This window comes from Synergistaceae bacterium, assembly GCA_017450125.1.
Lineage (GTDB): Bacteria > Synergistota > Synergistia > Synergistales > Aminobacteriaceae > JAFUXM01.
The window spans coordinates 1-24,653 of the sequence record JAFSWZ010000035.1 but is presented as its reverse complement, the minus strand read 5'-3'; the positions used below and the strand labels follow the sequence as shown (position 1 = coordinate 24,653).

General features: G+C 54.1%; 38 protein-coding genes and 1 riboswitch. Of the genes, 5 read left to right on the top strand and 33 right to left on the bottom strand.

All coding sequences use genetic code 11. From position 1 onward, the window contains the following. Positions 1-72: 72 nt before the first annotated feature. The 27 genes from IJT02_08210 to IJT02_08080 form a co-directional block, all read right to left on the bottom strand. Complete coding sequence (locus IJT02_08210; GenBank protein MBQ7544911.1) at positions 73-1,992, bottom strand: phage terminase large subunit family protein; 1,920 nt, start codon at positions 1,990-1,992, stop codon at positions 73-75. Next, complete coding sequence (locus IJT02_08205; GenBank protein ID MBQ7544910.1) at positions 1,943-2,446, bottom strand: helix-turn-helix domain-containing protein; 504 nt, start codon at positions 2,444-2,446, stop codon at positions 1,943-1,945. The genes IJT02_08210 and IJT02_08205 overlap by 50 nt, the downstream gene beginning before the upstream one ends. Then, positions 2,418-2,699 carry a hypothetical protein gene (locus IJT02_08200; protein MBQ7544909.1) on the bottom strand — a complete coding sequence of 94 codons (282 nt, stop codon included), beginning with the start codon at positions 2,697-2,699 and terminating at the stop codon, positions 2,418-2,420. The genes IJT02_08205 and IJT02_08200 overlap by 29 nt, the downstream gene beginning before the upstream one ends. A 249-nt stretch (positions 2,700-2,948) precedes the next feature. Continuing rightward, positions 2,949-3,230 carry a hypothetical protein gene (locus tag IJT02_08195; protein ID MBQ7544908.1) on the bottom strand — a complete coding sequence of 94 codons (282 nt, stop codon included), beginning with the start codon at positions 3,228-3,230 and terminating at the stop codon, positions 2,949-2,951. Positions 3,231-3,242: 12 nt separating this feature from the next. After that, positions 3,243-3,866, bottom strand: coding sequence for a tyrosine-type recombinase/integrase (locus IJT02_08190; protein ID MBQ7544907.1), 624 nt, complete (start codon positions 3,864-3,866; stop codon positions 3,243-3,245). Next, on the bottom strand, positions 3,863-4,285 hold the full coding sequence (locus IJT02_08185; protein MBQ7544906.1) for a hypothetical protein: 423 nt from the start codon (positions 4,283-4,285) through the stop codon (positions 3,863-3,865). Before IJT02_08185 ends, IJT02_08190 begins: the two co-directional genes overlap by 4 nt. Beyond that, on the bottom strand, positions 4,278-5,591 hold the full coding sequence (locus IJT02_08180) for a site-specific DNA-methyltransferase (protein ID MBQ7544905.1): 1,314 nt from the start codon (positions 5,589-5,591) through the stop codon (positions 4,278-4,280). The genes IJT02_08185 and IJT02_08180 overlap by 8 nt, the downstream gene beginning before the upstream one ends. Positions 5,592-5,770: 179 nt before the next feature. Beyond that, positions 5,771-6,292, bottom strand: a complete 522-nt coding sequence (locus IJT02_08175) for a hypothetical protein (GenBank protein MBQ7544904.1) — start codon at positions 6,290-6,292, stop codon at positions 5,771-5,773. Between the two features lie 18 nt (positions 6,293-6,310). Then, positions 6,311-6,772 carry a helix-turn-helix transcriptional regulator gene (locus tag IJT02_08170; protein MBQ7544903.1) on the bottom strand — a complete coding sequence of 154 codons (462 nt, stop codon included), beginning with the start codon at positions 6,770-6,772 and terminating at the stop codon, positions 6,311-6,313. Then, complete coding sequence (locus IJT02_08165) at positions 6,769-8,439, bottom strand: DNA primase (GenBank protein ID MBQ7544902.1); 1,671 nt, start codon at positions 8,437-8,439, stop codon at positions 6,769-6,771. Before IJT02_08165 ends, IJT02_08170 begins: the two co-directional genes overlap by 4 nt. After that, on the bottom strand, positions 8,429-9,775 hold the full coding sequence (gene dnaB, locus IJT02_08160) for a replicative DNA helicase (protein MBQ7544901.1): 1,347 nt from the start codon (positions 9,773-9,775) through the stop codon (positions 8,429-8,431). Before dnaB ends, IJT02_08165 begins: the two co-directional genes overlap by 11 nt. Further along, positions 9,765-10,736 (bottom strand): ATP-binding protein, encoded by a 972-nt coding sequence (locus tag IJT02_08155; GenBank protein MBQ7544900.1) that lies wholly within the window; start codon positions 10,734-10,736, stop codon positions 9,765-9,767. Before IJT02_08155 ends, dnaB begins: the two co-directional genes overlap by 11 nt. Then, complete coding sequence (locus IJT02_08150) at positions 10,733-11,638, bottom strand: helix-turn-helix domain-containing protein (protein ID MBQ7544899.1); 906 nt, start codon at positions 11,636-11,638, stop codon at positions 10,733-10,735. The genes IJT02_08155 and IJT02_08150 overlap by 4 nt, the downstream gene beginning before the upstream one ends. Then, positions 11,635-11,973: a helix-turn-helix domain-containing protein gene (locus IJT02_08145; protein ID MBQ7544898.1), complete on the bottom strand. Its 339-nt coding sequence runs from the start codon at positions 11,971-11,973 to the stop codon at positions 11,635-11,637. Before IJT02_08145 ends, IJT02_08150 begins: the two co-directional genes overlap by 4 nt. Next, a complete protein-coding gene (locus IJT02_08140) occupies positions 11,970-12,389 on the bottom strand; it encodes a hypothetical protein (GenBank protein ID MBQ7544897.1) in 420 nt (139 codons plus the stop codon). Before IJT02_08140 ends, IJT02_08145 begins: the two co-directional genes overlap by 4 nt. Beyond that, positions 12,386-12,568 carry a Lar family restriction alleviation protein gene (locus IJT02_08135; protein MBQ7544896.1) on the bottom strand — a complete coding sequence of 61 codons (183 nt, stop codon included), beginning with the start codon at positions 12,566-12,568 and terminating at the stop codon, positions 12,386-12,388. Before IJT02_08135 ends, IJT02_08140 begins: the two co-directional genes overlap by 4 nt. After that, positions 12,565-12,945 (bottom strand): hypothetical protein, encoded by a 381-nt coding sequence (locus tag IJT02_08130; GenBank protein ID MBQ7544895.1) that lies wholly within the window; start codon positions 12,943-12,945, stop codon positions 12,565-12,567. The genes IJT02_08135 and IJT02_08130 overlap by 4 nt, the downstream gene beginning before the upstream one ends. Further along, positions 12,942-13,154: a hypothetical protein gene (locus tag IJT02_08125; GenBank protein MBQ7544894.1), complete on the bottom strand. Its 213-nt coding sequence runs from the start codon at positions 13,152-13,154 to the stop codon at positions 12,942-12,944. The genes IJT02_08130 and IJT02_08125 overlap by 4 nt, the downstream gene beginning before the upstream one ends. Next, positions 13,151-13,399, bottom strand: a complete 249-nt coding sequence (locus IJT02_08120) for a hypothetical protein (GenBank protein ID MBQ7544893.1) — start codon at positions 13,397-13,399, stop codon at positions 13,151-13,153. The genes IJT02_08125 and IJT02_08120 overlap by 4 nt, the downstream gene beginning before the upstream one ends. 189 nt (positions 13,400-13,588) lie before the next feature. Next, complete coding sequence (locus IJT02_08115; GenBank protein MBQ7544892.1) at positions 13,589-13,816, bottom strand: hypothetical protein; 228 nt, start codon at positions 13,814-13,816, stop codon at positions 13,589-13,591. Between the two features lie 6 nt (positions 13,817-13,822). Then, positions 13,823-14,128, bottom strand: a complete 306-nt coding sequence (locus tag IJT02_08110; protein ID MBQ7544891.1) for a hypothetical protein — start codon at positions 14,126-14,128, stop codon at positions 13,823-13,825. Positions 14,129-14,255: 127 nt separating this feature from the next. Next, the gene (locus IJT02_08105) at positions 14,256-14,627 is read right to left on the bottom strand and encodes a hypothetical protein (GenBank protein MBQ7544890.1); all 372 of its coding nucleotides are present in this window, start codon (positions 14,625-14,627) and stop codon (positions 14,256-14,258) included. 22 nt (positions 14,628-14,649) lie between these two features. After that, a complete protein-coding gene (locus tag IJT02_08100; protein MBQ7544889.1) occupies positions 14,650-14,892 on the bottom strand; it encodes a hypothetical protein in 243 nt (80 codons plus the stop codon). Continuing rightward, positions 14,870-15,136, bottom strand: a complete 267-nt coding sequence (locus IJT02_08095; protein ID MBQ7544888.1) for a Lar family restriction alleviation protein — start codon at positions 15,134-15,136, stop codon at positions 14,870-14,872. Before IJT02_08095 ends, IJT02_08100 begins: the two co-directional genes overlap by 23 nt. After that, positions 15,129-15,497: a helix-turn-helix domain-containing protein gene (locus tag IJT02_08090; protein ID MBQ7544887.1), complete on the bottom strand. Its 369-nt coding sequence runs from the start codon at positions 15,495-15,497 to the stop codon at positions 15,129-15,131. Before IJT02_08090 ends, IJT02_08095 begins: the two co-directional genes overlap by 8 nt. Before the next feature lie 62 nt (positions 15,498-15,559). Then, positions 15,560-16,927 (bottom strand): hypothetical protein, encoded by a 1,368-nt coding sequence (locus tag IJT02_08085; protein ID MBQ7544886.1) that lies wholly within the window; start codon positions 16,925-16,927, stop codon positions 15,560-15,562. Further along, positions 16,928-17,074 (bottom strand): Arc family DNA-binding protein, encoded by a 147-nt coding sequence (locus tag IJT02_08080; GenBank protein MBQ7544885.1) that lies wholly within the window; start codon positions 17,072-17,074, stop codon positions 16,928-16,930. It abuts the gene before it with no gap. 110 nt (positions 17,075-17,184) lie between these two features. Here IJT02_08080 and IJT02_08075 point away from each other — a divergent pair, with 110 nt between their 5' ends. Continuing rightward, entirely contained in the window at positions 17,185-17,346 is a 162-nt protein-coding gene (locus IJT02_08075; GenBank protein MBQ7544884.1) for a hypothetical protein, read from the top strand. Here the strand turns inward: IJT02_08075 and IJT02_08070 are convergent. Together IJT02_08070 and IJT02_08065 are read right to left on the bottom strand one after the other, a co-directional pair. Then, entirely contained in the window at positions 17,300-17,476 is a 177-nt protein-coding gene (locus IJT02_08070) for a toxin-antitoxin system HicB family antitoxin (protein MBQ7544883.1), read from the bottom strand. The two genes, IJT02_08075 and IJT02_08070, sit on opposite strands and share 47 nt — an antisense overlap. An 8-nt stretch (positions 17,477-17,484) precedes the next feature. Next, positions 17,485-17,916: a helix-turn-helix transcriptional regulator gene (locus tag IJT02_08065; GenBank protein MBQ7544882.1), complete on the bottom strand. Its 432-nt coding sequence runs from the start codon at positions 17,914-17,916 to the stop codon at positions 17,485-17,487. Positions 17,917-18,076: 160 nt separating this feature from the next. Here IJT02_08065 and IJT02_08060 point away from each other — a divergent pair, with 160 nt between their 5' ends. The 4 genes from IJT02_08060 to IJT02_08045 all read left to right on the top strand — a co-directional run bounded on the left by IJT02_08060 (position 18,077) and on the right by IJT02_08045 (position 20,123). Then, a complete protein-coding gene (locus tag IJT02_08060) occupies positions 18,077-18,487 on the top strand; it encodes a helix-turn-helix transcriptional regulator (GenBank protein MBQ7544881.1) in 411 nt (136 codons plus the stop codon). A gap of 188 nt (positions 18,488-18,675) precedes the next feature. After that, complete coding sequence (locus tag IJT02_08055; GenBank protein ID MBQ7544880.1) at positions 18,676-19,389, top strand: hypothetical protein; 714 nt, start codon at positions 18,676-18,678, stop codon at positions 19,387-19,389. 102 nt (positions 19,390-19,491) lie between these two features. Beyond that, entirely contained in the window at positions 19,492-19,842 is a 351-nt protein-coding gene (locus IJT02_08050; GenBank protein MBQ7544879.1) for a hypothetical protein, read from the top strand. Next, positions 19,839-20,123, top strand: coding sequence for a hypothetical protein (locus tag IJT02_08045; protein ID MBQ7544878.1), 285 nt, complete (start codon positions 19,839-19,841; stop codon positions 20,121-20,123). The genes IJT02_08050 and IJT02_08045 overlap by 4 nt, the downstream gene beginning before the upstream one ends. Positions 20,124-20,281: 158 nt before the next feature. On the opposite strand, the gene IJT02_08040 is transcribed toward IJT02_08045, so the two are convergent. The 4 genes from IJT02_08040 to IJT02_08025 form a co-directional block, all read right to left on the bottom strand. Beyond that, positions 20,282-21,769, bottom strand: coding sequence for an MBL fold metallo-hydrolase (locus IJT02_08040; protein MBQ7544877.1), 1,488 nt, complete (start codon positions 21,767-21,769; stop codon positions 20,282-20,284). A gap of 15 nt (positions 21,770-21,784) precedes the next feature. Then, a complete protein-coding gene (gene metK, locus IJT02_08035; GenBank protein MBQ7544876.1) occupies positions 21,785-22,984 on the bottom strand; it encodes a methionine adenosyltransferase in 1,200 nt (399 codons plus the stop codon). Between the two features lie 81 nt (positions 22,985-23,065). Continuing rightward, a riboswitch (SAM riboswitch) is annotated at positions 23,066-23,166 on the bottom strand. A gap of 24 nt (positions 23,167-23,190) precedes the next feature. Next, positions 23,191-23,802: a 30S ribosomal protein S4 gene (gene rpsD / locus IJT02_08030; protein MBQ7544875.1), complete on the bottom strand. Its 612-nt coding sequence runs from the start codon at positions 23,800-23,802 to the stop codon at positions 23,191-23,193. Between the two features lie 138 nt (positions 23,803-23,940). Further along, the coding region (locus tag IJT02_08025; GenBank protein MBQ7544874.1) for an aldehyde dehydrogenase at positions 23,941-24,653 on the bottom strand (713 nt) is incomplete at its 5' end.

Here is a 24,653-nt window from a genome sequence, read left to right as displayed (position 1 = left end):
AAAATATGCGCTCATGGCTATCTCTCCTTATGGATAAATTTTGTTACGTGAAATTGTCGGTAATTATATCATTCACATTCTCAGGCCACGCCGGAAAAATCCCGCAGACACGCTAGACTTCACGACCGGTTTCCTTGCTTCGGGAACGGCGGCGGGCTTCGTCTCTTCCGCCTTCTCAATGTACACGGCCTGCTTCACCTTCGGCATCGGAGTCGTGTCAAGCCTCTTCGCTCTGCGCTGCCGGTGTGCCTCAAAGTTCGGGTTCAAAAGCTCCAGTGCCCCCGTAGCATATACACGGGTATCAAGCGGCTCATTGCGAATCCCCACACTGCGAGGCTCCCACGTTATTGTGTCCCGCCCCTTCACGCGCTTCACTACCATTCGTTCTGACAGCAAACCCTTGAAGTACACGGCATCATAGCCTCTGTGATTGTGCTTTGCGTCCAGCGGGAAATGACAATATCCTGCTCCGTGCTTATCGACTTTCAGCCGCGAAAACAACGTGCCCTTGATCGTCGTTACTCCCAGAGTGAACAGCACAACATGCCGCCTGTTATTCCGGCTCGGCTTGCTCACACTCGGCATTCCCTCACGGCCTCTCCCGACAATCGCGAAGACTCCTCTGCGCACTCGCGGCTTGCAGAATCGATACACCTCGTCTGTGAAGTGCCCTGCGCTGTCAATACAGACCCGCGCAATTCCTAACCTGTCGCCGTTCGCGTAACTCCACGTCTTGTTCAGGAAGTCGTCGAGAGCCTGCCACACTTCCTTCAAGCCGGGATCACCATAGAATACACGATACTCTATGCCCCAGCTCTCATGACCTACGCCCCAGCCGACAACTTCAGCCTCGAGGCGGTCGTCTTGTGTGTCCACGCCGCACGTCAGCACCAGCACTCCGTCAGGAAGCTCGGCCTTGTACTCTTCGCGGTGAGACTCCATCGCCTCAACCTCAAGAGTTCCGCTCGTGTTCTCGAACGGCAGACCGAGCACTGTGTTCCACCAGACTTTGAGTTCTTCCTCGCCATTACGGAATGCCTCGACGTATTGCTCGATGAGGCTCTTCCACGTTACCCACGCACTCGCAAAGGCGTTGACGTGAAAGCCCCGCACTCTGGTCTCTTCAGGGTTGCCTGCAATCCATTTCCCGCGCTCCTGCCCGGCCTTCCACTCTACCTCGTTGTGTTTCGCTCCGCATTTCGCACAGGTCATAATCGGCTCGGGCAAGTCCTTGAATGTGATCTGCTCCCATGAGTAAGGCTGATATTCCCCGCAAGTTGGACAAGGCACGCACCAAACTTCACGCGAGCTTGCGTTGTAGGCCTTCTCGATACGGGAAATTCCCAGCAATGTGGGTGTGCTGACCCAGACAATGCGCCTGTTCCAGAAATTCTGTGTACGCTTCATCGCGAGGCTTAACGGGTCGCCTTCTGTGCCTGCACTTGCGGGGTAACGGTCAACCTCGTCGCACAACAGCACACGAATCGGCCTTGAGGCCAACGATGCGGGGGAATTTGCTCCGGCTATCGTTATCTGCCCGCCCGGAAATTTCTTCTCCTTGATGGTGTTGCCGCTGCTCTTGCTCTTGCTCGCAAACACTTTCTCGCGCAAACATGCTGTGTCCCTCACCATCGGCGCAACTCTGTCCTTGCTGAATGACTCGCCCATCTCTATCGTCGGCTGTATCAGCAATATCGGGCTTGGTTCTTGGTCGATGAAATACCCCACGACGTTTAGCAGAATCTCACTCTTGCCGACCTGTGCCGCAGTCATCATCACAACGCGTTCGGTGAGCGGGTCGGATATGGCGTTCATGACTTCGCGCTGATACTCTGCTCGGGAAGTCCTCCATATGCCCGGCTCTGCTGACGCTTCGGGGGGAATCCTCCTGAACTCATCTGCCCATTCACTGACGGTAAGGTCTGGCGGGGGAAGCCATGCGTTATTGATTTCGGAGAATAGCTGCCGTTCGGGTGATCTTTTCGCCGTCATACTCGGATAACTCCTTCAGTGCCTCGTAGATTGCCTCTTTCAGCTTCGCTACTATTACCTGTAGCGGTTGGCCTTCAAGCAGCGGCCCGACCTTCGTGGGAATGGCAAGCAGGCGTGTCTTAGCGTTCAGCACGTTATCCGTCCACACTTTCGCGATTGCTGAGGCCCGGTGAAGTTCACCGCGATTCTCCGCAAGCTCGGCTTCCTTGAGTTCGGCTTGGGCGGTTACTAGGCGGGTCTGTGCTGCCTTCAGCCCTTCGCTGTCGAACTGGTTGCGCCAGTAGGCCTCGACAACCTCTCCGAGAATGTACTCGCCGTCTCCAGCCTTCGGGATGACTCCTGTTTCGACAAGCCGGTAGAATGAACGTTCCGGGAGCTTCAGGAATGAGGCCGCTTCATTGGCTGTTACCTTGATTGCACGGAAATCACGGAGCTGATTCTTCCGTCTCGACATGACAGCCTCCATAAATCGGCGGTGGCGGCGGCGGTTCTGGTTCGCGCCTATGAGGACGCTCTTCTCTGCGGGGAAAGGGAGGAAGTATTTTCTCCAGCATCCAGAATGCTAACTCCAGCGGATACTCCAGCAAGAAGAACACCCAACACACTAACGCTATTAACAAGCCTGAGCCTATGACGAATGCGAACATACCTCCAATAACAGCGCAAACTATCATCAGCACTCTCTGAACTATGCTCCAGAGTTCCATGTTTTCGCCTCCTTGATTCCTCTGGCAGAGAAATAATCCCGTTTGGCAGAGTTATTCCACAAAGTCAGTCGTTGCAACGGTCAATTCCCTGCCAACTTAATTTTTCTGTGCCTAGCCAAATTCCGGGCTCGGCGGGCCGACCGCAACTCAAAAAATGCCTCACAGTACCTTTTTTCTCAGCAGTCATCGGCATTTTCTTTGTCAAGCCCCCTCAAAAAATCGAATGTCCTTTTACGGAGAAGACGGACATCACTCCGTACACTCAAAACATCGGCGGCATCCGCATTCACGCGAAAGACCCGTCCCGCTATTCTCTGATTCTTGCACGCAATCTGATTCTGCATCCTCTACCTGCACAAAGGCAGGACTTCCTTCAGTGTCGAACAACCACGACTCCCCCAGCAACAAGCCCACGATGTTCGGAAAGCCTAGTGCTTCCTCCGGCGAATCTGCTCCGTGAAACGATACCCGCCTCACAAATCCCAGCAGGCTCGTGATCAATGACTGCCTCTGATCCTCACTCAGCTTCATAATCTTTCCTCCTCAATCCATACTCAATATTGCCTCATCCATGTCATCACGCGTTATCCCGATGTACGCTAACGTGATTTCCGGCGAGCTGTGGTTCAGCATCCGCTGTATCAGCTCTATGCTCGTGCCGTTCTGGTGCTGGATATACCCGAACGTCTTACGCAGGGAGTGTGTCCCGATTTTGTAGTTCAGTCCGCAGGATCGCGCCGCATTCGTCAGTACACGCAACGCATGACGCTTCGTAATTCGGTGCTGGCCATCGTGCCGTGCCTTACGCGATTTCAGCAGCGGTTCATTCAGCAATGCCCCCAACGACTCGCTATGTTTCCGGCGTTGTCGGAGATACTTGCTCAGAATCCGACGCACTCTAGGGTGAATAAGCGGGTCTGCGAATTTCCCCGTTTTCTGCTCATGAATCATCAGACGCTCCATAATGCACAGCCTGCCCTTCCTGTCGACATACGCAACATCCCGAACATTCAGCCTCACTAGGTCGGAAATTCGGCGGCCTGTGTAAATTCCAAGCGCAAACATCACCCGGTCTCGCGTGTTCCTGTGCATGAAGTACATATCCAGCGCATCACGGTCGGACTGACTCCGAATAGGTTGTACCGTCTTGTTGACTCTCTTCTTCATGAGCTATCACCAAGAATCTCACTGACCACAGCCATAACCTCATCAATTAGCTGTGTATCGTAATTGCGCTCTTTTAGTCTCTGGGGAATTTCTGTGTGCAGTCTGGTTTTGCGGACTTCCTGCTCCATTGCGTCAGCCCGGTATTTTGCCTGCCGGGCTTTGGACTCGCGCTCGAGGACTTTCGCCTCCATGAGTCTGCGGTCTAGTTCTGACGGTTCGCTCGCCTTCAGTGCCCCGCTGCTTAGACCCTGCAGGTATCGCACATACGCCTGCACTGTCGGCCCGAGATCAAACACTCCGCGACCGGCCTTCGGGATTATCTTCTGCTTCACTAGCTGTTCTATCCTGCGCTCCGAAATGTTAAGCAGGTTCGCGATTGTCTCCTTCGGGTACAGGCCTTGACTGCGTGCGTCATTCACTGGCCTCACTCCGCAACTCGGCTATCTCTCCGAATGTGTGTCCGTCGCCCTCAAGCACTGCCTGCTGTCCCGTGAACTCCTGCCAGCGTCTCACTGCCATATCAACGTACTCAGGATTCAGCTCAACCGCATAGCATCTCCGGCGGCATGACTCGGCGGCAATGATTGTCGTACCGCTCCCGGAGAATGGCTCGTAAATTATGTCGTTCGGCTCGGAGTTGTTCAGCATCGGGCGGCGCATACACTCGACGGGCTTCTGCGTCCCGTGCGTGGTCTGCGTGTCTTCCTTGAAGCCTATCTGCCACACTGTTGACTCGCTGCGGCTTCCCTGCCAATGACTCTTCTGGTTCTTGCGCACCGCGTACTGGCATGAATCGTACCCTTCGCAATACTGCGCTATGTCGGGGCACTCTGCGTTGTCCTCACGTACTGCGTACCAGCAGGGTTCGTGCTGCCAGTGGTAATCCCCGCGAGAAAGCGTGAAGTTCGGCTTTACCCAGATAATTTGATTGCGCAGGATGAAGCCGCTGGCCTCTAAGCTGTCAGCTACAGCCCGGCAATGCAGCGAGGCGTGCCACACGTACGCGACATCTCCGTGAAATAATTTCCACGCGTCGCGCCAGTCGTCTTTGTCGTCGTTAAGCACCCGCCCTGTACGTTCGGACTGCGAAGCCTTGAAGTTGTTGCGCCATTCTGGATCGTAGTTCACTCCGTAGGGCGGATCGGTAACCATAAGGTGGGGCTTCTCTCCGGCAAGCAAGCGGCTCACTGTCTCTGCATCGGTGCTGCTCCCGCAGATAAGGCGGTGCTCTCCGAGTATCCACAGATCGCCTAACTGTGAGACTACAGACTGCACTTCTTCGGGGGTTGCATCCTCGTCTTTGGGCGTGTCCGCAATGTCCATTCGCAGACGCAGAATCTCTCTGCGCTCAAAGCCTGTGTGTTCAAGTTCGAGGCCGTAATCGTCCCGGAGCTTGAGCATCTCGGTCTTGAGCATTGCCTTATCCCACGAGGAATCTTCAGCAAGCCGGTTATCCGCGAGAATGTAGGCTTTGGTCTGTGCCTCCGTAAGGTGCGAGGCCCGGACGCAGGGTATCTCCGCAATCTCCAACTGCTGGCAAGCCTGCACTACTGCATGACCCGCTATGATTACGTTGCTCCCGTCGATAAGCACGGGCAGAACTATTCCGTATTCCTGAATGCTGGCCTTGAGCTTGGCTATCTGCTGCTCCGTGTGGATGCGCGGGTTGCCCTCGTAGGGTTTCAGCTCAGACGGCGGCAAATGCTCTATCTTCAGCTGGTTCACTCTCTCACCTCCGCATAAAAATTGAGAGCACCCGACTTCTGGGTACTCTCTGTCAGTATTCGCAAATGTTAATAGTTTACCGCATTTCCGCGAATTATGATGAACGTCATAATCAACGTCATAATCAACGGTATGATGAACAACATGATGAACGTTATAATCACATCGGCTTTTCAGGACTAACAGGGTATCAGGTGAAAGTTGTCGCCGGTCGGCATGACTATCATCTCCGCAAGTTTCAGCGGGAAATCACGGCGGTACTTCATCACTGTGTTCGGAGACATACCGTACTTGCTGGCTACACGCTTCAAGCGTGAGGTGTTGCGCGTCGAGGCATTAGTCACGAACTTCATGTGATCCATCACTACAGACCACATTCGCACGTCTGAATCCCGGAACTCACGGGAGACTATGTAGATGTGCTGCCACCCTCCGGCTAGTTCGACAAGCTCGTCAAAGTGTTCGCAGTCATATACTATGCGTTCGGCCTCCGTCTCCAAGTTCGGCATCGTCGCCCTGAAGTCTTCCGCTAATCTCGAACGCCCCGCATTCATCATCTCGTGTACTTCCAGCGAGGTCGGCACGGGCACTTCTCCAAGCAATACCCGGAAGCCCTGCGGATGACACGTGATTACCAGTTCCACAAGCTCCGTTACCTTGTTCAAGACTTCCCAGAAACTTTTGCGCATACGACGCGTCATATACTATGCCTCCTAATCTCACTTCAGGCAGTACTTCCTCCTGAATGTCTCCATCTCCTGCTCCTGACGTATCACCTCAAGCACCGCAAACAAACACTTTATGCTGCCTTTGGCATTCATGCGCACAGAGTGGCAGATTCTATCCCGCGTGTACCCCGTCTGCTCCGACAGTTCACGGTAACTCAGGCCATACCTCCGAAGTTCACGCTTGATGCTGCAGGGCTGTATCTTACCGTGAAAGACCTTGTAGTTCACGCTCTCCGACAAGTCATAGCCGAAATATTCTGCAAGGCGCATCAGTCTTTCAAGCGACGGCCGGTTCAGCCCAAGCTCGTACATCTGGTACGTCTCCTTCTTGATGTTCACGGCTCGCGCTGTCTCTCGCTGGCTCATTCCTGCCTTGTGCCGGACACTTCGCAATGCGGACAGAAATTTACCCGTCGGCTCGTCCAGCACTATCAACCGCATTCCCTTCGTCATGCCTTCAGCCTCATCAGCTCCGACAGTTCTTCCGGCGTAGCTTGGGACTTCTGCAGCTTTGCCGTCAGTTCACGAACACGCCGCGATGTGTACCTGTCCCGCAGCGTGTAATACGTGCTCCGAAATTTCTCGGGCATAGTCAGACCCTTCATACGCGCACATACTTCATCGCCGCGCGCTACTACTGCGAGATTGTCCATATCTCCGATCTGCGTCCATATCATCATCATCTCTTCGACGTTCTCGCTCAGAAAGGCTAGAGCTACGTTGAGGGCTGCAGGGTTGCGTATCAGCTTCAAGGCATCTTCGGGCTTCAGGGTGAGGCGGCATTCTACGTGATGGCACAGCAGGGAACACATCGCGGCCTCGCTGGGGTGCTCTACACCTTTTGCCTCTAGGGGTGCTGGGGCTTCTTCGGGAACTTCGCGCTTCTGCCTCGACGTGAACCATTCCTCTATCTTGCTCGGAGGGACTCCTGTTGCCTCACTGAGCTGTGTCTTGTACGGAAGCACCTCGTGTATCTCCAGCTCCGCAAGCGTCATGAACAGCTCCTTCATCGCCGACTTCCGCGTCAACGTGTCCGCTAATGACGGCCGGAACGCCTCGATGTACTGCACAACCAACGGGCGGGCTTGCGTTAATGCGGCTTCAAAATCTGCGGGGCTGTGTTCAGCAAGAAACTCGTCGGGGTCTTTGCCGCTGGGAATGCTCACTACGTACACGTCCAGACCGTGAGCCTGCAGCACGAACATACTCTTTAGCGCGGCGTTCTGCCCGGCCTTGTCGGAGTCGTAGCAGATGTAGCACCTGTCCGCAAATCGCGAGAGTGTCTCTGCTTGCTCTGCCGTCAATGACGTTCCCAGTGAGGCCACACTCTCCGTGAATCCGCACTTGTGAAGCCGGATAGCGTCCATGTAGCCCTCTACTAGAATTGACCGTTTGCGCTCTCGGATTGCTGTGCGTGCCTTGTCCAGAAGGTAGAGGTGCTTGCGCTTATGATAGATTGCGCTCTCGGGACTGTTCAGGTACTTTGCTCCTTCGCCGTCGATGAGCCGTCCGCCAAACGCTATTACCTTTCCTGCAACGTCTCTTATCGGGAAAATCACGCGCCCCCTGAATTTGTCGTACAGTCCGTGCCTGCCTTCGACAGCAAGGCCTAAGTCCAGCATCTGTTTGTCCGTTACCTTCTGGCTGTGAAGATGCCTCACCAGCGAATCCCACGCACTCGGAGCGTAACCGAGCGAAAACCTCGTGATGTCCGCGCGGTCGAGTTTCCGGCGTTCAAGGTAGGCCAGCGGGGCTGATGACAGACTGCCAGCGTAGAACTTCGCCGCAAGCTCTAACACTTCGTAGGCTGTGCGTTCGCCGGGTGTCTCGTACTTCGGCAGCTCTATTCCTGCACGGTCGGCTAAGGTCTTCACGGCTTCGGGGAAGGTCAGGTTGTCGGCCTTCATCAGGAACGAGAAGATGTTTCCGGCTTCGTGGCAACCGAAGCAGTAATACGTCTGCGTGTCGGTGTACACGTGGAATGATGGTGTATTTTCTTCGTGGAAGGGGCACAGTCCCATGTAGCCGCGACTTGACGGACGGAGTTTTACGCGTTCGCCGATTATGTCTGCTATGTCCAGCGCGTCCCGGATCTGCTCGAGAATCTCATTAGCCACCATAACTCTGAAACCTCGTGAACTTCCTCTGGAACGTCAAATGACATGTCCCGGTCGTGCCGTTGCGGTTCTTGGCGATACGCAAATCTGCTGTGCTGTCCATCAGGTCATTGTTCTCGTTCTCGGTGTAGTAGTCTTCACGGTAAAGCATTATCACAACGTCAGCGTCCTGCTCGATTGCGCCACTGTCCCGCAAGTCTGAGAGCTGGGGCTTCTTGTCCGTGCGCTTCTCCGTCTCGCGCGATAACTGCGATAACGCTATCACCGGGCATTCAAGCTCAACGGCTACGGACTTCATGACACGGGAAATTTCGGCTACCTCATACTGCCTTGTGTCGCTCCTGCGGCCTGAGTTCATCAGCTGGAGGTAGTCCACAACGATCAGTGCAAGGTCAGGATGGCGCGTCTTGAACCTCCGGCACTTGGTGCGAAAATCCATCGCGGTCAGTTCAGGCGTGTCGTAAATGAAAATGTTGCGGCTCTGGAGAATCTCTGCCGCCCTGCCCAAAGCGTATGAGTCATACTCGGAGAGAATGCCAGACTTTATCGCAGAGACTTCCACGCCTTCGCCGAATTTCAGCGTCTGGGCGGAAAACATCCTGTGCACAAGCTGTTCCGACGACATTTCGAGGCTGAAGAACAGCACGTGATGATTGGCCTCAACTTCCCCGCCGAACTGCGCAATGTTCAGGGCTAAGGCTGTCTTTCCCATTGAGGGGCGCGCCGCAATGATGTTGAGACTGCCGGGCTGGAATCCCGCAATGATTCTGTCCAAGTCTGTGAAGCCGGACAGAAAGCCCGTGTTCTTGCGTGTCCCTGCCTTGAGCTCGTTGATTTTCGCAAGGGCTGAGAGCGTTGCTGTCTGGAGCGACACAGGCCCGGAGGTGTCCTTCTCGGCTGATGCGTCAAGAAGTATCTTCTCGGCCTCGCTGACTATCTCGCCGGGTTCTGCGTCGTTCTTCATCCCCAACGCTGAAATGTCCTGCCCCGCCTTGATGATCCTCCTGCGCGCCGCCGTGCCCTGCACAATCTCCGCGTAGTACTCTGCGTTTGCCGTTACCATCGTGTCGTTGACGAGCTCCGCCAAAAACGGCTGCCCTCCGATGCGCTCAAATATTCCCCTGCTGACTGCCTCGCTCTGGAACGTTACGAGGTCTATGGGCTTGTTCTCGAGGTACATGCTCAGGCAAACTTCGTACACGGCCTTATTGTTCATGTCGGAGAAATCTTCGGGCTTCAGGATTTCCGAGACCGTACCTAGTGCCGCCGCCGAAAGCAGACATGCTCCGAGCACCGCGCGTTCCGCCTGCAAGTTCTGGGGGATGGTGTTACTTGACATTGTCCGGCCTCCTCCTGAAATCCTCTGCCTTCGTGATTGTTACCCACGCGCCGCGCCCCATGATCCGCGAAACTATCGGCATGATGTATTCTTCCTTGTCCCACGCACAAAGCTCCGCAATATCCTTCGCGTTCGTCGTGATGATGGTCTGCAACCCTTCTCCGTAGCGGTAATCAATGATCTGGTGCAGGTAGCTCGCACGTGCCGCCGTCATGTTCTCGTGGCCTAAGTCGTCAAGCACTAAGCAGGGTACAGTCTTGAACTGCCTCATCAGGCCGTCATAGTCTCCCTTGTCGGTGATTGCCGCCTGTATCTCGTCGAGCATTGCGCTCACCAGCCGGAAGATTGCCTGCCGTCCCTGCTCCATTGCGCGGAGGGCTATTGCTACGGCTAAGTGTGTCTTGCCTGTGCCGGGCTTGCCAGCGAGGATTAAGCAGGTCTGCTCCTTCAGGGCGGTCATGGCTTCGCTCTTGGCATGAGCCGTTTCGGGGGTTGCCTTCGTGCACTTGTAGTTCTTGAACGTCATGTTCAGGCATGAAGTCTTGATGCCGCTTTTCCTGAACATCCGCCCGAACTCTCCGCTCAGGGGCTGGAACTTGCAAGCGAATCCGCACGTCCACCGCACATCGAGGAACTTGAAGCCTCTGGGGCTTGTCGCAACGCTGATGACGGGTCTGCTGTTTCTGGCTTTGAGAGCGTCGGAGAGTGCACATGCGCCGTCCTTGCAGGAAGCGCAAACCTCGTCAATCTCGGCGGCCTGAGCCACTGCCCAGAAACTTATCACGTCATCGAACGTCTGGCCTGTGTAGTCCGTGAAGAAAGCCTGTTCGTCAGTGTCGGGGAATTTGGCCTTGAGGTAACTGAGGGCACGGGTGCGGGCTGAGGCTTCACGCTCCGAGAATTTGTCGGGCACGGAGGTGTGTGCAGCTTTGCCCGCGATTGCCTGTACGTCAACGTTCATCTTCCCTGAACCTCCCTGTCAAACTCTGCCTGCAGTGCCTCAATCTTGGCCATGTCGGCCTCTGCGTCCGCTTCGGTGCGCTGGGGGATTTCTGCGGGCTTGGGCTTCGTGGCCGACCGGCTCTTGACACCGCGCGTGGGCTGATGCTTCAGCGACCCGGCAATGTACCCGAAGGTCAGCGTGCTCAACGACTGCCCGCGCTTGAGAAAACGTGCACAGGCGGTGTTGATCTCCTTCTGGACGCGTGAGGGGAACTGTGTTGCGGCAAGTTCTCTCAGGGCAGAAATCTCCTCCCATGTCAGCCCTTGACGGCCTGTCTTGTGCAGGAATAACTCTGCTGTCGGCTTCATGATGTCAGGTGCGTCGTCAGGGGTGCAGACTTCCTCCGGGCTGTGGGGCTTGGGTGCTTCTTCGGGGGTAACTGCCTCTCCGGCCTCGAACACGAGGGGCATATCCGCAAAATTGGGGAGTGGGGCTTCCCCCGTAAGGGAATCTTTTATATAGTTCAAATGATTCTCGTTCTGTGTGCACGTGGTGCACCCCCCTCGTGCATCTCCTGCACCCCTAGTTGAGGGAGCTTCCCCCTGCGTTGCGTAGCAGGGGGCTTTGTCTCCGATAATCCTGTACAGCGAAGAAAGCTGTTTGTTGTTCTCGAATCTGGCCTTGCGCTCAATGATGCCGAGTTCTTCGAGCTTCTTCAGTGAGTTCTGCACACTGCGCTCTGAACAGCCGGCCTCGTGGGCAATTGTCGCAACCTTGAGGTAGCACTCTCTGTCGTCGCTGTCGGCATGGGAGCACAGAACAGCAAAGACTGCTTTGTCGAACGGTGATAATGCAGGGTCGACGATAACTTTCCCGTCAACACAGGCAAACCAGTAGCCTTTAGTGTTCTTCCCGCTCATAATGCTTCCTCCTCACTTGGGCATCCTACAAGGTGGGTAATGCATGAAACCTGCTTCCCGTCCTCGCTGAAACGTGTTTCGCGAATGATTGCTCCTCTGGCCTCAAGTTCCTTGCAGGCGCGGATTACTGTGCGCTCGGAGAACCCGGAGATTTGGGCAATTTCCTGATTGCTTGGAGAGCATGAGCGATGACCGAACCCGGCAATCATGCACAGCACAGAGAAAATATACCTGGCCATAAGGGAAAGTTCTTTATTCCCGATTACTTCGCTGTCAACGCAGGTGAACCAGAAATCAGTTCTATTCCGCGTGATACCGATCACTTCATCCTTCATCGTCGTGCCTCCTTGTCTATTCGCGCTGAGAGTTCAACGCCTGATGAATTGGCTGCGTGTGCCTTCTGGAAGACGGTCTGCAGCCAGTCGAATATAGTAATTGCACACATAGCTTCACCGAGCGAGCCGAACTGTAGAAGCAGCGGGGGAATCGCTCCCCCTGTGTCTGCTGTGTCTTTGCGGACGGGCTGTGCCGGTCTGCTGTCGGCCATCGTGTGAATCCCGCTCTTGAGGAGTTCTGTCCTGACGGCTTCCGCAAGCTCTGTGAAGTTCAGAGCAACGCCGCGCTTGGCCGCCCACTCTACCTGCTTGCTGATGATCGACTTGAAGAACGGGTACGGGATCGGGTTCAGCTTAGGGTCAGCTTTGGCCTTCCCTGCGAGCCACTTGGCCGCACTCTCCGTTGCCTTCTTCATGACGGCTCCCTCCTGTTCCAATCGTCTACGGTTTCATCAACAGAGGTCTTCCACATGGAGCTAGTCCCGCATGTACGGCAGGCTACCTGATACCAATTCAGCCCGCAGACCTCGTGAAGAGCTATCAGCCCGCAGTCCGTTCCTCCGCACTTTGGACACGTTCTGAGTTCCTCAGTCATGCTTCAGCCCCCTCATTGTCTATGCGGGCTAAAAGTTTCTTTGCCATGTTTACCGCTCCGTCCTGCGCCATTAGTGCCATCATGTAGGCGGGGTCATTCTTCTCTGTGGCAGCCCATGTTTTCTGCTCATCTATCTTCAGAAACTCGCAAAGCAACCTGTACATTTCAGGTGCGGCGGCTATAAGCCTACCGTTCGCATCTGTCTCCGTGCCGTTCCAGCAAAGCTCCCCCGTTATGTCTTTCCACAAGCTATTTCCGTCGCCGGGAAATCTGGGCAGACCTCCAACAATAGGCCAGTCTCCCGACCCTTCGGGGTACGCTGTTACTTCCTGCAACTCTTCTGAGTACTTCCAGATGCCTTTAGTGAATCCGCTCATGCTTCGGCCTCCTCGTCCTCGTCCGTGCCGTAGTCTATGTAGTCAAGGAGTTCAAGTATCCTCTGGCGGTATCCGCGTTCCTTCAGGTAGTACTCCCAATCCTCGTCGCGCAACAGCTCCAAAAAGCTGTACAGCTCGCCTGAGACTTCATCAAAGCGGTCATCGAGGCCGTCTGCTAAGGGTCTGTCTTCTGCAATTATGTCGCTCATGCTTCGGTCTCCTCCTCCGTGTCTTCATGGAACACTGCGTAGCATTTGCCGCATGTCGGGCATTCGTAAAGGTGCAACCAGCCATCAGCAACACCGTGAAATCCACTCAGTCCCACATGACTCCCGCACACTCCGCACCGCTTATGCTCGTTGCAGGTCGGGACTATTTCGGGCTTCCAGTAGCCGTCCACATACAAACGCTGGCTTCTGTACTGCCTGTTGTACCTTCTGCGGCTTGTCTTCATGCCTGAACATCCGAAAGCCCTCTGGCCTTCGCAAAATCGTCAAGTGCCTTCTGCGCTTCCGCCACACTCCCGAAAAGAGGCAGTGCCTTTACGCGCTTGTGCCCGCCAGTAGTTGTGTGTCCTATCATGTACAAACCCTCTCTAAGGGTATTGCACACCCCGATAGCCTTATCCTTGTATCTATAAGCCTTACCGTGAAATCCTGTCATAAGGTCTTAATTCCTCCTCGTAGTGTTTAGCCGCCAGATAGCACTCGTACAGTTTCCCGTGAATCTCTCTCATAGCATGAACTTCATCGGGCGAGGCTGAGTCGTAGTTATTAATAAGCCCCTCAAACTCTGAGAGCTTGCGGACTATCCTGTGCCAGCGTTCATAGCGTCTGCACCGAGCATTAAACTGGCGGTTAAACTTCTTCATGACGTTCTAGCCGTCGATCCTGTCAAGCAACTCGTTTATAGCCTCGACGATAGCGTCAAGCTCCTTCGTGCTGAGACTCTGCCCGCGCATGAAGCTACTCGTTGCCCTCAGTGCCTCGACCGCCCCGATAAGTGCCGTGTGCATCTCTGGAGCTGAGGCCATCAGCCGGGCGTTGCCTTCTGCCGTCGATGAACCGGGCGTTACCCTCGCAAGCACCAAATCCTTGCGCCACTCATGCCATGCCGGATAAATCGTGAACGCACCGTCATTCTCCCTGCGGTATCTCCATGATCCTGCTGTGTGCCCGCTCATCACCGCACCTCCGGCTTTGCACTGCCCGCTGTGTTTCTGGTAAAATATCCCTGTTCGCAGACAGCTTTGATTAGCGTCATGTTCTGTCTGTGAACGAATGTGCTCCCCACTAACACAGGGGGGCGTTTTATACTCCCGCGCATGTTTTCTCCTCCTTAATCTTCCTGAGCCGCTTCTTCAGGCTCATGTAGTCCCTGTAAGCCCTGTTAGTCTCCGCCAGCAATGCACAGCACAACTTGAGCGTTCTGAGGCTCGCAAGCCGCACATCGCGGTATTCGTCGTGCATTCTCTGCTTCAGCATGACCAGCCCCGTAAGGTACGCGTAGGGTTTGCCGCTGTGAGGGGCGCGAAGTACCTCGCAAATCCCGCGATACTCTGCACGCACCTCATTCACCTTCGCCCGCAGCCGGTCATACTCGCGGCACGTTCTGAACGCCTCATCGTTCATCTCGCGGAAATATTCCTCCGTCGCACGAAGCCTCTCTTCAAGCTCTGTCATGAATCTCACCTCCTTTCAGTAATCAGCACCGAGACCATCCGCAAGCTGTGCACCTTACGCACCCTGCCTCGTGGAGAATCTTTGTCCCGCAGACCGGGCAAACCTCAGCTCCCGTCCCGCGATCAACAACTACACCGCGCTCTTCATCGTAGGCCGCATCCACCGTCATCGGCAGAACTGAGGCTATTACTTTCCCGTCCTCTGTCCGGCGGATCGTCCGGCTCTTCGTGTATTCCACACGGTCAATCGGTTTCGCTTTTGGCATCGGTGTTTCTCCTGTTCCACATTTCCTTAGCGACTTCACAGCTGGAATAGTTATCCGAAATCGTTTTGCAGCTCGGGCATATCACAAACCAGCCATGCTCTGAGCGGCATATTGCCGGAACGTTTCCACAGAAAGGACACGGCTTCAGCGGTGGCATATCGGGAATATCTAGCGTCATTCCGTACAACCAGTCATGAGGCGTGAAGACAGGCTTTTCAGGAAGTACCATCTCAACTTCAGACATGCATAAACGCTCCAATTTTCATAACGCGCGAACGTCTGCCTCTGCGTCTTGGGGCTTCACCGGCGGGATTCTGCTTTGCCTCGCGCCATGCCCTGATCTCCGACATCTTCCAGCGTTTGCTTCTCGGCCCGAACTCCATTCCCGGCGGAAGCAGTCCCTGCCTGATGTACTCGTAGAACGTGGTCTCCGAGATCTTCAGGCACTTGCAGGTCTGCTTGGCCGTCATCCAGTCGTCAGGGCTGTCCTGTTTCACCTGCACCGGCTGAGGCTCTGTGTCCTCCATCGCGATCACCATGTCCATGAGGCCGTCTACCTCACGCCTAAGCGTCATGATGTGTGCAAGCAGTGATGACTTATCCATGACACACAGCCTCCCTAACACCCCGCGCCGCCTTGCAGAATCCCTCTGCATCGAAGTCAAATTCACGTCCAAGCACGAACTGCGCCCTGCCGTTGAACGAACTCGCATCGAGCAACACCCAGTAATCCGCGAGCAGACGGTTTGTCTCCCGTGCCGAATGCGACACTCGGACTTTCCGCATAGTTGAACAATCCTGCATCATGCTCCTCCTTTCTCTTCTGCACCGCCCTCATCAGCGAGTCCGCTCTCAGCTTTGCACCAAGACTCCCGTTGATGACCCGGCGCACTATCTCCGCCTTGAGATACCTGCATCCCTTCAGCCTTACCCCCAGATACCGCGCAAATTCCCGTATCTTGGGGATCGTGAGCTTCAGGTCAGCGATCAACTGCACGCCCTCCTGAATGCTCCGGCACTGAAAGAGTCTGCCCTTCCACCCAGCCATCGTTGCCTTGCCGGGAATGTATGACAGCTTCCCTATAGGCTTATCCGTGAACACAACCTGAAACCCTGCCTCTACCGTCCCGTCCTTGCGATAAACGACGTTTGCGGGTGTCGGGAATGTTTCGGTCTTGGCCTGCCCTAAACAAGCCTCGTCTACCCTAAAATCCCTGTCCTCCTTGACACCGATGACGCTCGGAAATCTCAGGCTGTAGAATCCTTCTTTGTCCGGCTTCTCGGTGAGTGCCTGATACTTGACCGTTAAGACCTTGCCGATAAGGTGAACGTCCTGATGGAAGATTTCTCTGTCCTCGTCCGTCATGCCTGTACCGACGCACGACCTGACGCGCAATCCTTCAACAGTGCCTTCTACCTCCAGACTTCCGAGCGTCCCTGCAAGCCTTCCTTCGCCGTCAATGACTCCGACGATCCGCAGGTCTGCCTCCTTGAAGAATTTGTACTTCAACAGGTGATTGCTCCTGCCCTCGTGATAGGACACGTCTGGATGACGGAGCACAACGCCTTCATAACCCTGCGCCGTGAATTTCCTGCAAGCCTCCTCGACGGCCTCAAAGCTGTTGGGGATAGCCTCCGACTCGACTCTGAAAATCCGTGCTTCCGGGAAATCAGGAAGTTCCTTCAACATTGCCTGCGTATCCTTGAACGCGCCGCCGACCGCGAAAACGTGAAATTCTATGCTTGATTTTCCGGCGTGTTCTGCCGCAAGGATTGCGCTCTGGCTTGCCTGAAAACTTCCTCCTGCCAGTACCAACTCACCATCAACGAACGACAGCCCGCGTTCCCCGCAGATTCCTTCGAGGACACCCGCCATATCGTCAAGGCCATTGATGGGCTTGTTGTTGCGGGTGAAGAATCCTCTCTGAGGAATGAATACCGCCCTCACGCCGTCGAACTTAGGCGTTGCGTACCAGTGAGCAACCTTGTAGCTCTTGGCCGGGTCATACGGATTAGCGAGCTGTACCTTGTCCATTTACTTCACCTCCTCTTGTTTCTTTGCGATCTCTACTACTTCGATGATTGTCTTGTTAATGCTCTGCCGTCTTCTGTACGCTCTTTCCTGCAACCATTCATAAAGCTCAACAGGCCAGCGTACCTGCGATATTTGTACTCCGCTCAATTCATCCTCCTATAGGTTGCAATACAACTATTACAGCTATACATGTTACAAGCCGATTGTTAAAATGTCAATGGTTGCAATCATGTCAACCATCACAAGGAGGAGATATATTGCCAGCACTCACAATCCGTTATGACGACCTAGAACACCGCAAGATGAAGATCATTGCGGCCTATAAAGGCTTGTCGTTGAACGCCCTCATCATGGAGCTGTTCAAGGACTGCATCACAAAGTGGGAATCTGAGCACGGGCCTGTTCAACTGCCTGACTGAGGATGTCCTGTATCAGCTTGTTGATGGATGTATCTTTGTAGGCCGCCAGTATCCTCAGCGATCGGTGCAATTCAGGCGGAAACCTGATTGTGTAGCTGATTTCGCCCGTTTTGTTCTGTTTGTTCGTCAATGTTTCACCTAAGCCTCAGCCTCAATCTTGTCCTTGAGGTCGAACATCCTGCAAGCCGCGTCAAACTTCTTGAGGATCAACTCGCGCGCCTTTGCTCTGAGTTCCGGCGTGTCGATCCTGACTCTTCCGCCCATAACTATCTGGGGCTCGTCATCCTCAACGCCGTAGAAGAAGCTGTTGCTTGCGACCTCGACTCCTGCCAAACCTGTCAAACTCTTCACCCCCATTAATATCTTGACCTCGAACTCCTGCTTGACTGATACGCTCAAAAGTTCTGCTTCCGTACAATTTAGGATTTCGCATAGCTTCTGAATGTCGCTGCTTCGCGGTTCTCTGCGCCCTAATTCCCACCTACGAATTGTGTTGGAATGGCAGCCGACTCGTTCAGCTAATTCCTCCTGCGAGATCCCTAAACGTTCCCTGAGTTCTCGTAAGCGTATATTCTTCGCCCCCCTTTCGCAAACCTTTTATGGTTGCATATTTTACAACCCAAACGGGTTTATAGCAACTATCAAACCTAAACGGGTACATATTTCGACAAAAACAGTTCTGGCACTAATCGACACAAACGGTTATATTTCCCTAAAAGGGGTGATAGTCATGAGTATTGGAGAACAGGTCAGAAGATATAGAGAAGCGCAGCACTTGACGCAGGAACAGCTTGCAGAAAAGGTAGATGTTCACCCCAATACAATAAGGAGATGGGAATTGTCGGAACGTACCCCGAACTCTGCAAAGCTAAATGATTTGAGTCAGGCACTGGGTGTGTCTGTCGTTGACTTGATGAGTGAAGATGATGCACCTAGTATTGCAAGCGACACTGAGGCTCTGCCCGTGAAGAAAGTTCCGACTTCCAGTTCACGAAGCAGCAAGTGGATGCTGGTGTACGAGCGCGACGGGGAGCGTATAGAATTGCCTCCTACTGAGCAGGGTTATAGCATTATAAACAGGATAGCTGAGGCTATGGTAAAACGCCCGGCTATGGTAACACAGACTGCAGTGATAGCGTAGATGGTCTCTGAACTGGTATCTTACTCTACCATAAGCAATGCCATCATGAGCGGGAAACTGCTATATTACGAAGATAACTATATGTGCTTCATAATACCCGCTACGGAGGAAAATCAGGCTTGGTTTCGGAAACTCATGGATCGTATTGCGATTCGAGATAATCCACACACGGAAAGGACGCGGTGATTTTGAGGAAGGGTATCTTTATGCTGAGCATGGTGCTCATGGTGGTGCTCGCTGTGTCTGCACAGGCCAGCGACATGCAAACCGCAATTCGTGAGGCCGACAGAAAACTTCAAGCAAATGGCTTCCTCCTTGATGATGACATCGACGAGATACTAGAGGCAGAACAGACTCCCAATGTGCTGGAGAAGGTTACGGACGCACAGCAGAGGGCTATCGTTGCAGAGCTTGACGAGGCGAAAGCAGTAAACCTCCGCGAGTCGGAAAAATTCGGATTGGGCATTCAAGATGATCTGGAACGGTCGATATATCAGCAGGGCGTTTTCAACAACAAGATGCTGAAGTCCAGACGGGCGATCGCGAAGAAATACGGCATACAGATTGGTGATGTGTTTACGGTTGAGGATGCGCTGATGCCTGCAGAAATTTTCTACGAGGGCGACAAGGTCTATGAAGGCACAGGTGCGGCCAGCTTGCGGAACTACCCTCCTGCTGTACTTAGGAAGCGCGACTTCGTGATGGAACATATTTTCGTTGATACGAAGTGGGAGCCTGAAGCGATGACGGAGCGTTTTGGGAAATATGAACGATACGATCCTTCGGACGGGAATCCCAAAATTCTGCAGATGTTCTATTTCAAGGACATTGATATGACGTTCCTCGTTAATATGCTGAGCTTCAAGGTGGTAACGTGGCGCAGTGGCCGGGCGGACAGATAGCATCAGGAATTTCCAAGCTCATTATCACTCATAAGAATGATGTTTTATAGCAAAAATGAGCTATAATTATCATCATTTTTTGAAAGGAGTCTTCCAAACATAATGAGCAAAGAAGATAAGATAAGGGCAATAGTGGAGAGCTGGAAAGCACCTCGTAGGCTGAAGGAAGACACATGGCAGAATGTACAGCTCGTGCTGACTCATTACGGCTTCACGTTTGAGAGGAAATCTGAGTGGGTCTGCACGCACAGCGAGTTCATGGAGCTGGCAAGGAATCCACGCGCGAAAGACCTTCTGCGCAATTATAAGCTCGGCGTTCGCGGTGATTTTTCTCTGGCCGTAACTCATGGTGCGAATACTAAAGCCGGAATGGTGAAAAGATGCTACTTGAATGATATTCTAAAATATATAGAGTTATTAGAGTTCATACGAGGGAGAAAAGAGCAATCATGAAGGATTTAGATTATTACATGTCCTTACCTTATGAGGTCAAGGTGCAGGAACTTTCTGAGGATGACGGAGGAGGAATCATGTTATCAATTCCTCTCTTAGGTGAAGCGGCGGTGCGTGGCTATGGTGATACGTATCCCGAAGCGCGAGCCAAACTTGAGGCTGTCAAGAAAGACTTTCTGGAGATATGGCTCAACGACGGCTGGGATATACCAGAGCCGCAGATAGAAAGCTGGGCTGAAGTGTTTATGCCTGTGCGTGAACTTGGCCTTGTTGGAGCGTGAAACCTTACCGTACAAGAAACCGTACAAGGGCATATCGGAGTAATTTAACAGATAGCCATTACAACAAGGGGTACGTAATTTATTCGGAGTTCCTCAGCTCCACCAGTAATCAGAAAATAATCCCTCCCCGAGAGTTTCAGGGAGGGTTTCTTCTTGCCTTACGCTTCCTTGAACTTGTCTGTTCCTACGCCGCACACCGGGCACTTGTACCCCTCAGGCAATCTCTCGCCCTCGTAGACGTACCCGCAAACAGTGCACACCCACTTCTTCTTCACGGGTGCTGAAGCTGCCGCCGCAGGGGAAGCCGTGTTCCCCGAGACGGACGAAGCCACAGCCTCAGCGAGCGTGTTCAGTGCTTCCGAGTCCTTCGCCGACGGGGAGGACTTCACCGTTACGGTCTTGCCGACGACAGAGCACCCCTTCATTTTATCAACAATCTCCTGCATGAGCTTCCCTGACACAGGCGACCAGCTGCCGTTCTCGATGAACGCAAACGTCCTGCCCTGCAGGTTGTGTGCCTCGAGGTCAAGTAGAAAATTCTTCATCGGCGTGAAGATGCCCATGTTGTAGGTTATTGAGGCTAAGACGATATGACTGCAACGGAACGCCTCAGCTATCAGCTCGCTTACGTGGGTCTTCGACACGTCATAGACCGCAACATCAGCAATTCCCGCCTGCGAAATCTTGGCCGCAACTGCATTAGCCGCGCTCTCCGTCCCGCCGTAAACAGAGCCGTACACTACCATCACTGCCTTGTCTTCGGGAGTGTAGCTGCTCCACTTGCTGTACTTGTCGAGAATCCACCCCAAGTCCTTGCGCCACACAGGGCCGTGCGTCGGGCAAAGAATCTTGATGTCCACAGTTCCCGCCTTCTTCAGGACTGCCTGAACCTGCGGGCCGTACTTCCCGACAATGTTGCAGTAGTAGCGTCTCGCATCAGGAAGCCAGTCCTTCGCGAAGTTCACCTCGTCGGCGAAAAGATTCCCGTTGAGCGCGCCGAAGCTCCCGAAAGCATCCGCCGAGAACAGAATCCCCGACACGTTGTCGTACGTCATCATGACTTCCGGCCAGTGAACCATCGGTGCCATCACGAACGTAAGCGTGTGCCTGCCGGTGTTCAGGGTGTCTCCCTCGCCGACGATCACGCTCCTCCCCGCGATGTCGCACGCAAAGAACTGGTTGAGGATAACTGCGGCGGCCGCTGTGCACACTACCTTTGCCTTAGGGTAGCGCACGAGAACTTCCGAGATAGCGGAGCTGTGGTCAGGCTCCATGTGGTTGACGATGAGGTAGTCGAGCTCCCGGCCGTCGAGCACTGCCGCAAGGTTCTCGAAGAACTGTCCCGTTACGGAACGGTCTACCGTGTCGACGAGCGCAGTCTTCTCGTCAAGCAGTACGTACGAGTTATAGGCCACTCCGCGCGGTATCGGGTAAACGTTCTCGAAGAGCTGTATTCTGCGGTCGCTTACTCCTACATACACGACATCTTCCGTAACGTTACGGCAGCTACCTATGCCTGCAAATTTCTTCTTGCCCTCAAAGCCGGGCGCAGCTTCCTCCGCAAATGACGGTATGCTGTTCGCTACTGCCGCTGCGGCGACGGTTACTGCTCCGGCCTTGAGGAAATCTCTCCTTGTGAGTTCCATGACGATTCTCCTACTCTACAATCCTGCTGCTTTCCTGAGAGCCTCTGCTCTGTCAGTCTTCTCCCAGCCCGGAAGCTCCGGCAGGTCAATGCGTCCCATGTGCCCGTACGACGCAAGAGCACGGTACTGCGGCTTCCTGAGGTCAAGGTCTCTGATGATTGCCGCAGGCCTGAAGTCGAAGCACTCGCGCAGAAGTTCCGCTATCTTTGCTTCATCAATCTTGGCCGTGCCGAACGTGTTGACGTTCAGGGAGACGGGCTCAGCAACTCCGATCGCGTACGCAACCTGAATCTGGCACTCGTCAGCAAGCCCAGCCGCAACGATGTTCTTGGCCGCATAACGCGTCATGTACGCACCGCTCCTGTCCACCTTCGTGGGGTCTTTGCCGCTGAACGCCCCGCCTCCGTGAGGCACCCAGCCGCCGTAAGTGTCGACGATAATCTTCCTGCCCGTCAGTCCCGAGTCCGCCGCAGGACCGCCCTTCACGAAGCGTCCCGTCGGGTTCACGAAAATTCTCGTGTCCTTGTCGATGAGCTCGGCCGGGACAATCGGCGTAATAACGTGAGCTATCATGTCCTCGCGTATCTGCTTCAGGCTCGCGTCAGGGCTGTGCTGCGTCGACACTACGATAGTGTCTGCGTGGACTGCCTTCCTGTTCTCGTAACGCAGTGATACCTGCGTCTTTCCGTCCGGCCTGAGGTACTTCAGCGTTCCGTCCTTGCGGACACGGGCGAGCTGGCGGGACATTGCGTGCGCGAGAGCTATCGGCATCGGCATGAACTCTTTTGTCTCGTTCGTCGCGTAACCGAACATCATGCCCTGATCCCCTGCACCGATCTTCGCTATGTCGCCGTCGGCCAAGTCCTTGCCCCTCACCTCGATTGCGTCGTCAACTCCCTGCGCAATATCACCTGACTGCTCGTCTATCGCAGTGAACACCGCGCATGAATCTCCGTCGAAGCCGTATTTTGCCCTCGTGTAGCCTATTTCGTTGATGGTTTGACGGGCAATGCTCTGGATGTCGATAACTGCCTTCGTGGAGATTTCTCCGGCCGCAACGACAAATCCTGTCGACACCATAACCTCACACGCAACGCGCCCCATCGGATCTTCACGGAGAATCGCGTCAAGCACTGCGTCGGAAATCTGATCCGCTACCTTGTCGGGGTGTCCCTCAGTTACTGACTCGGACGAAAAGATAAAGTTCTCTGCCATTATTTCTGCCTCCTGTTCATAAAAATGCACCCTCCTGAATGTTTCAAGAGAGTGCACACGGTCATTTGCTATGTAATCTCTCTCTCATCATCCAGCTGTTACTACGCTGCCGATATTGGCACCTGATTCAAACAGGTTGCCGGGCTTCACAGGGTCGGTCCCTCCACCTCTCTTGATAAGAGCTAAGTTGTTGTGGTTATTGTCTGCTACTTTGAGTACAACTCGACTGCGAGAATCTCGTTCACCTCGATGGGTAATTCTTCACGCATGGGTTCGCGTACGAGCTTTGCGCTGAACGTTGCCTTGTCCTTCTCGATGTAGGGCACGTTGAAGCTCACCAGTCCGCCGAAGTTCGATTCTACGAGCGGGTTCGTGCGGGTCTTCTCCTTGAGACTGATAACGTCATTGACCTGTACGCCGTAGGAGGGTATGTCCACCTTCTTGCCGTTGACGAGGATGTGCCCGTGCGATACGAGCTGGCGTGCCTGACGGATTGAGCGGGCGAAACCGATTCTGTAGACGAGGTTGTCAAGCCTGCACTCGAGCGCGCGGAGAAGAGCTGTGCCTGTGGTGTCGGGGCTCTTCTTTGCGATCTCGAAATAACGTGCAAACTGACGCTCAAAGATTCCGTAATAAGCCTTGATCTTCTGCTTCTCCATGAGCTGAAGGCCGTACTGTGAGACTTTCTGCCCTGTACGTGCTGCAGCTGCGGCGGGATTCTTCTTTGCCTCTGAACGCTTCAGAGCCCTAGGATGTCCGCAAACATTAACTCCCAGATGGCGGCATAATTTGAAGCGGGGTTCTCTTCTTGTTGCCAATTTAGTTAAACGCTCCTTGATGTTATGAATGATTGGTATTGGTTGAGTTTAGCACCCAGCCTGTAAATTGTAAAGTTTCACTCACAACAACAGACCCCGCATCTCTGCGAGGCCTGCCGTGAAAGTTTTAGCTGATTGTTATTCCTCGTCCATGCCGTCAACGTAGAACTCTCCGAAGAGTGCCTGCAGTGAAGGCATATCCTCCATGATAGGACGCGCTACCCACGTCGTGTTCATGTAGTGCTTCAGCGTGATGTTCTCGCTGACGATGTTGCCGCCCCAAGTGCCGCAGCCCATCGAGTTGGTCGGAGGCATACCGTTGGTCGCGCTTCCTGCGTTGCCGCGATTGTTGGGCTGGCGGATCATGCAGCGCGAAACAGGTGCGCACATTCCCAGACGATGTACATGGTCGTCGTCGAAGGAGTACAGTCCGCAGGAATGTCCCTTGCCGCCCGCTTTGTCGAAGATCTCCAGCATGATGTCAAGCGCAGTCTGGAACTCTCCGCCGTACTTGAACAGCGTAAGGAGCGTCGTCAGCTTCTCGGTGCTGAAGAAATGCTCCTTGCCGATGCACCTCTTGATGTCCTCAGCAGTGCGGATGGTGAAGCCTTCCTTCTGGCCGTTGTTGGGTACTGCGATGAACTTTCTGTCCGCAGGAATCTCGAACCCTGCCGCCTTCGCAAGTGCCTGTGCGCTGATTGCGACTGTGTCAGGAAGCCTGTGGCCGGTCTCGTCCCACATTACCTTCTTGATGGCCTCTGCCTGCTCCCATGTCGGGATGTACGCGCCTTCCTTCACGAGGACTTCGACGAAGTCATCATACACGTCCTCGTGAACGATAAGGTTGCCGT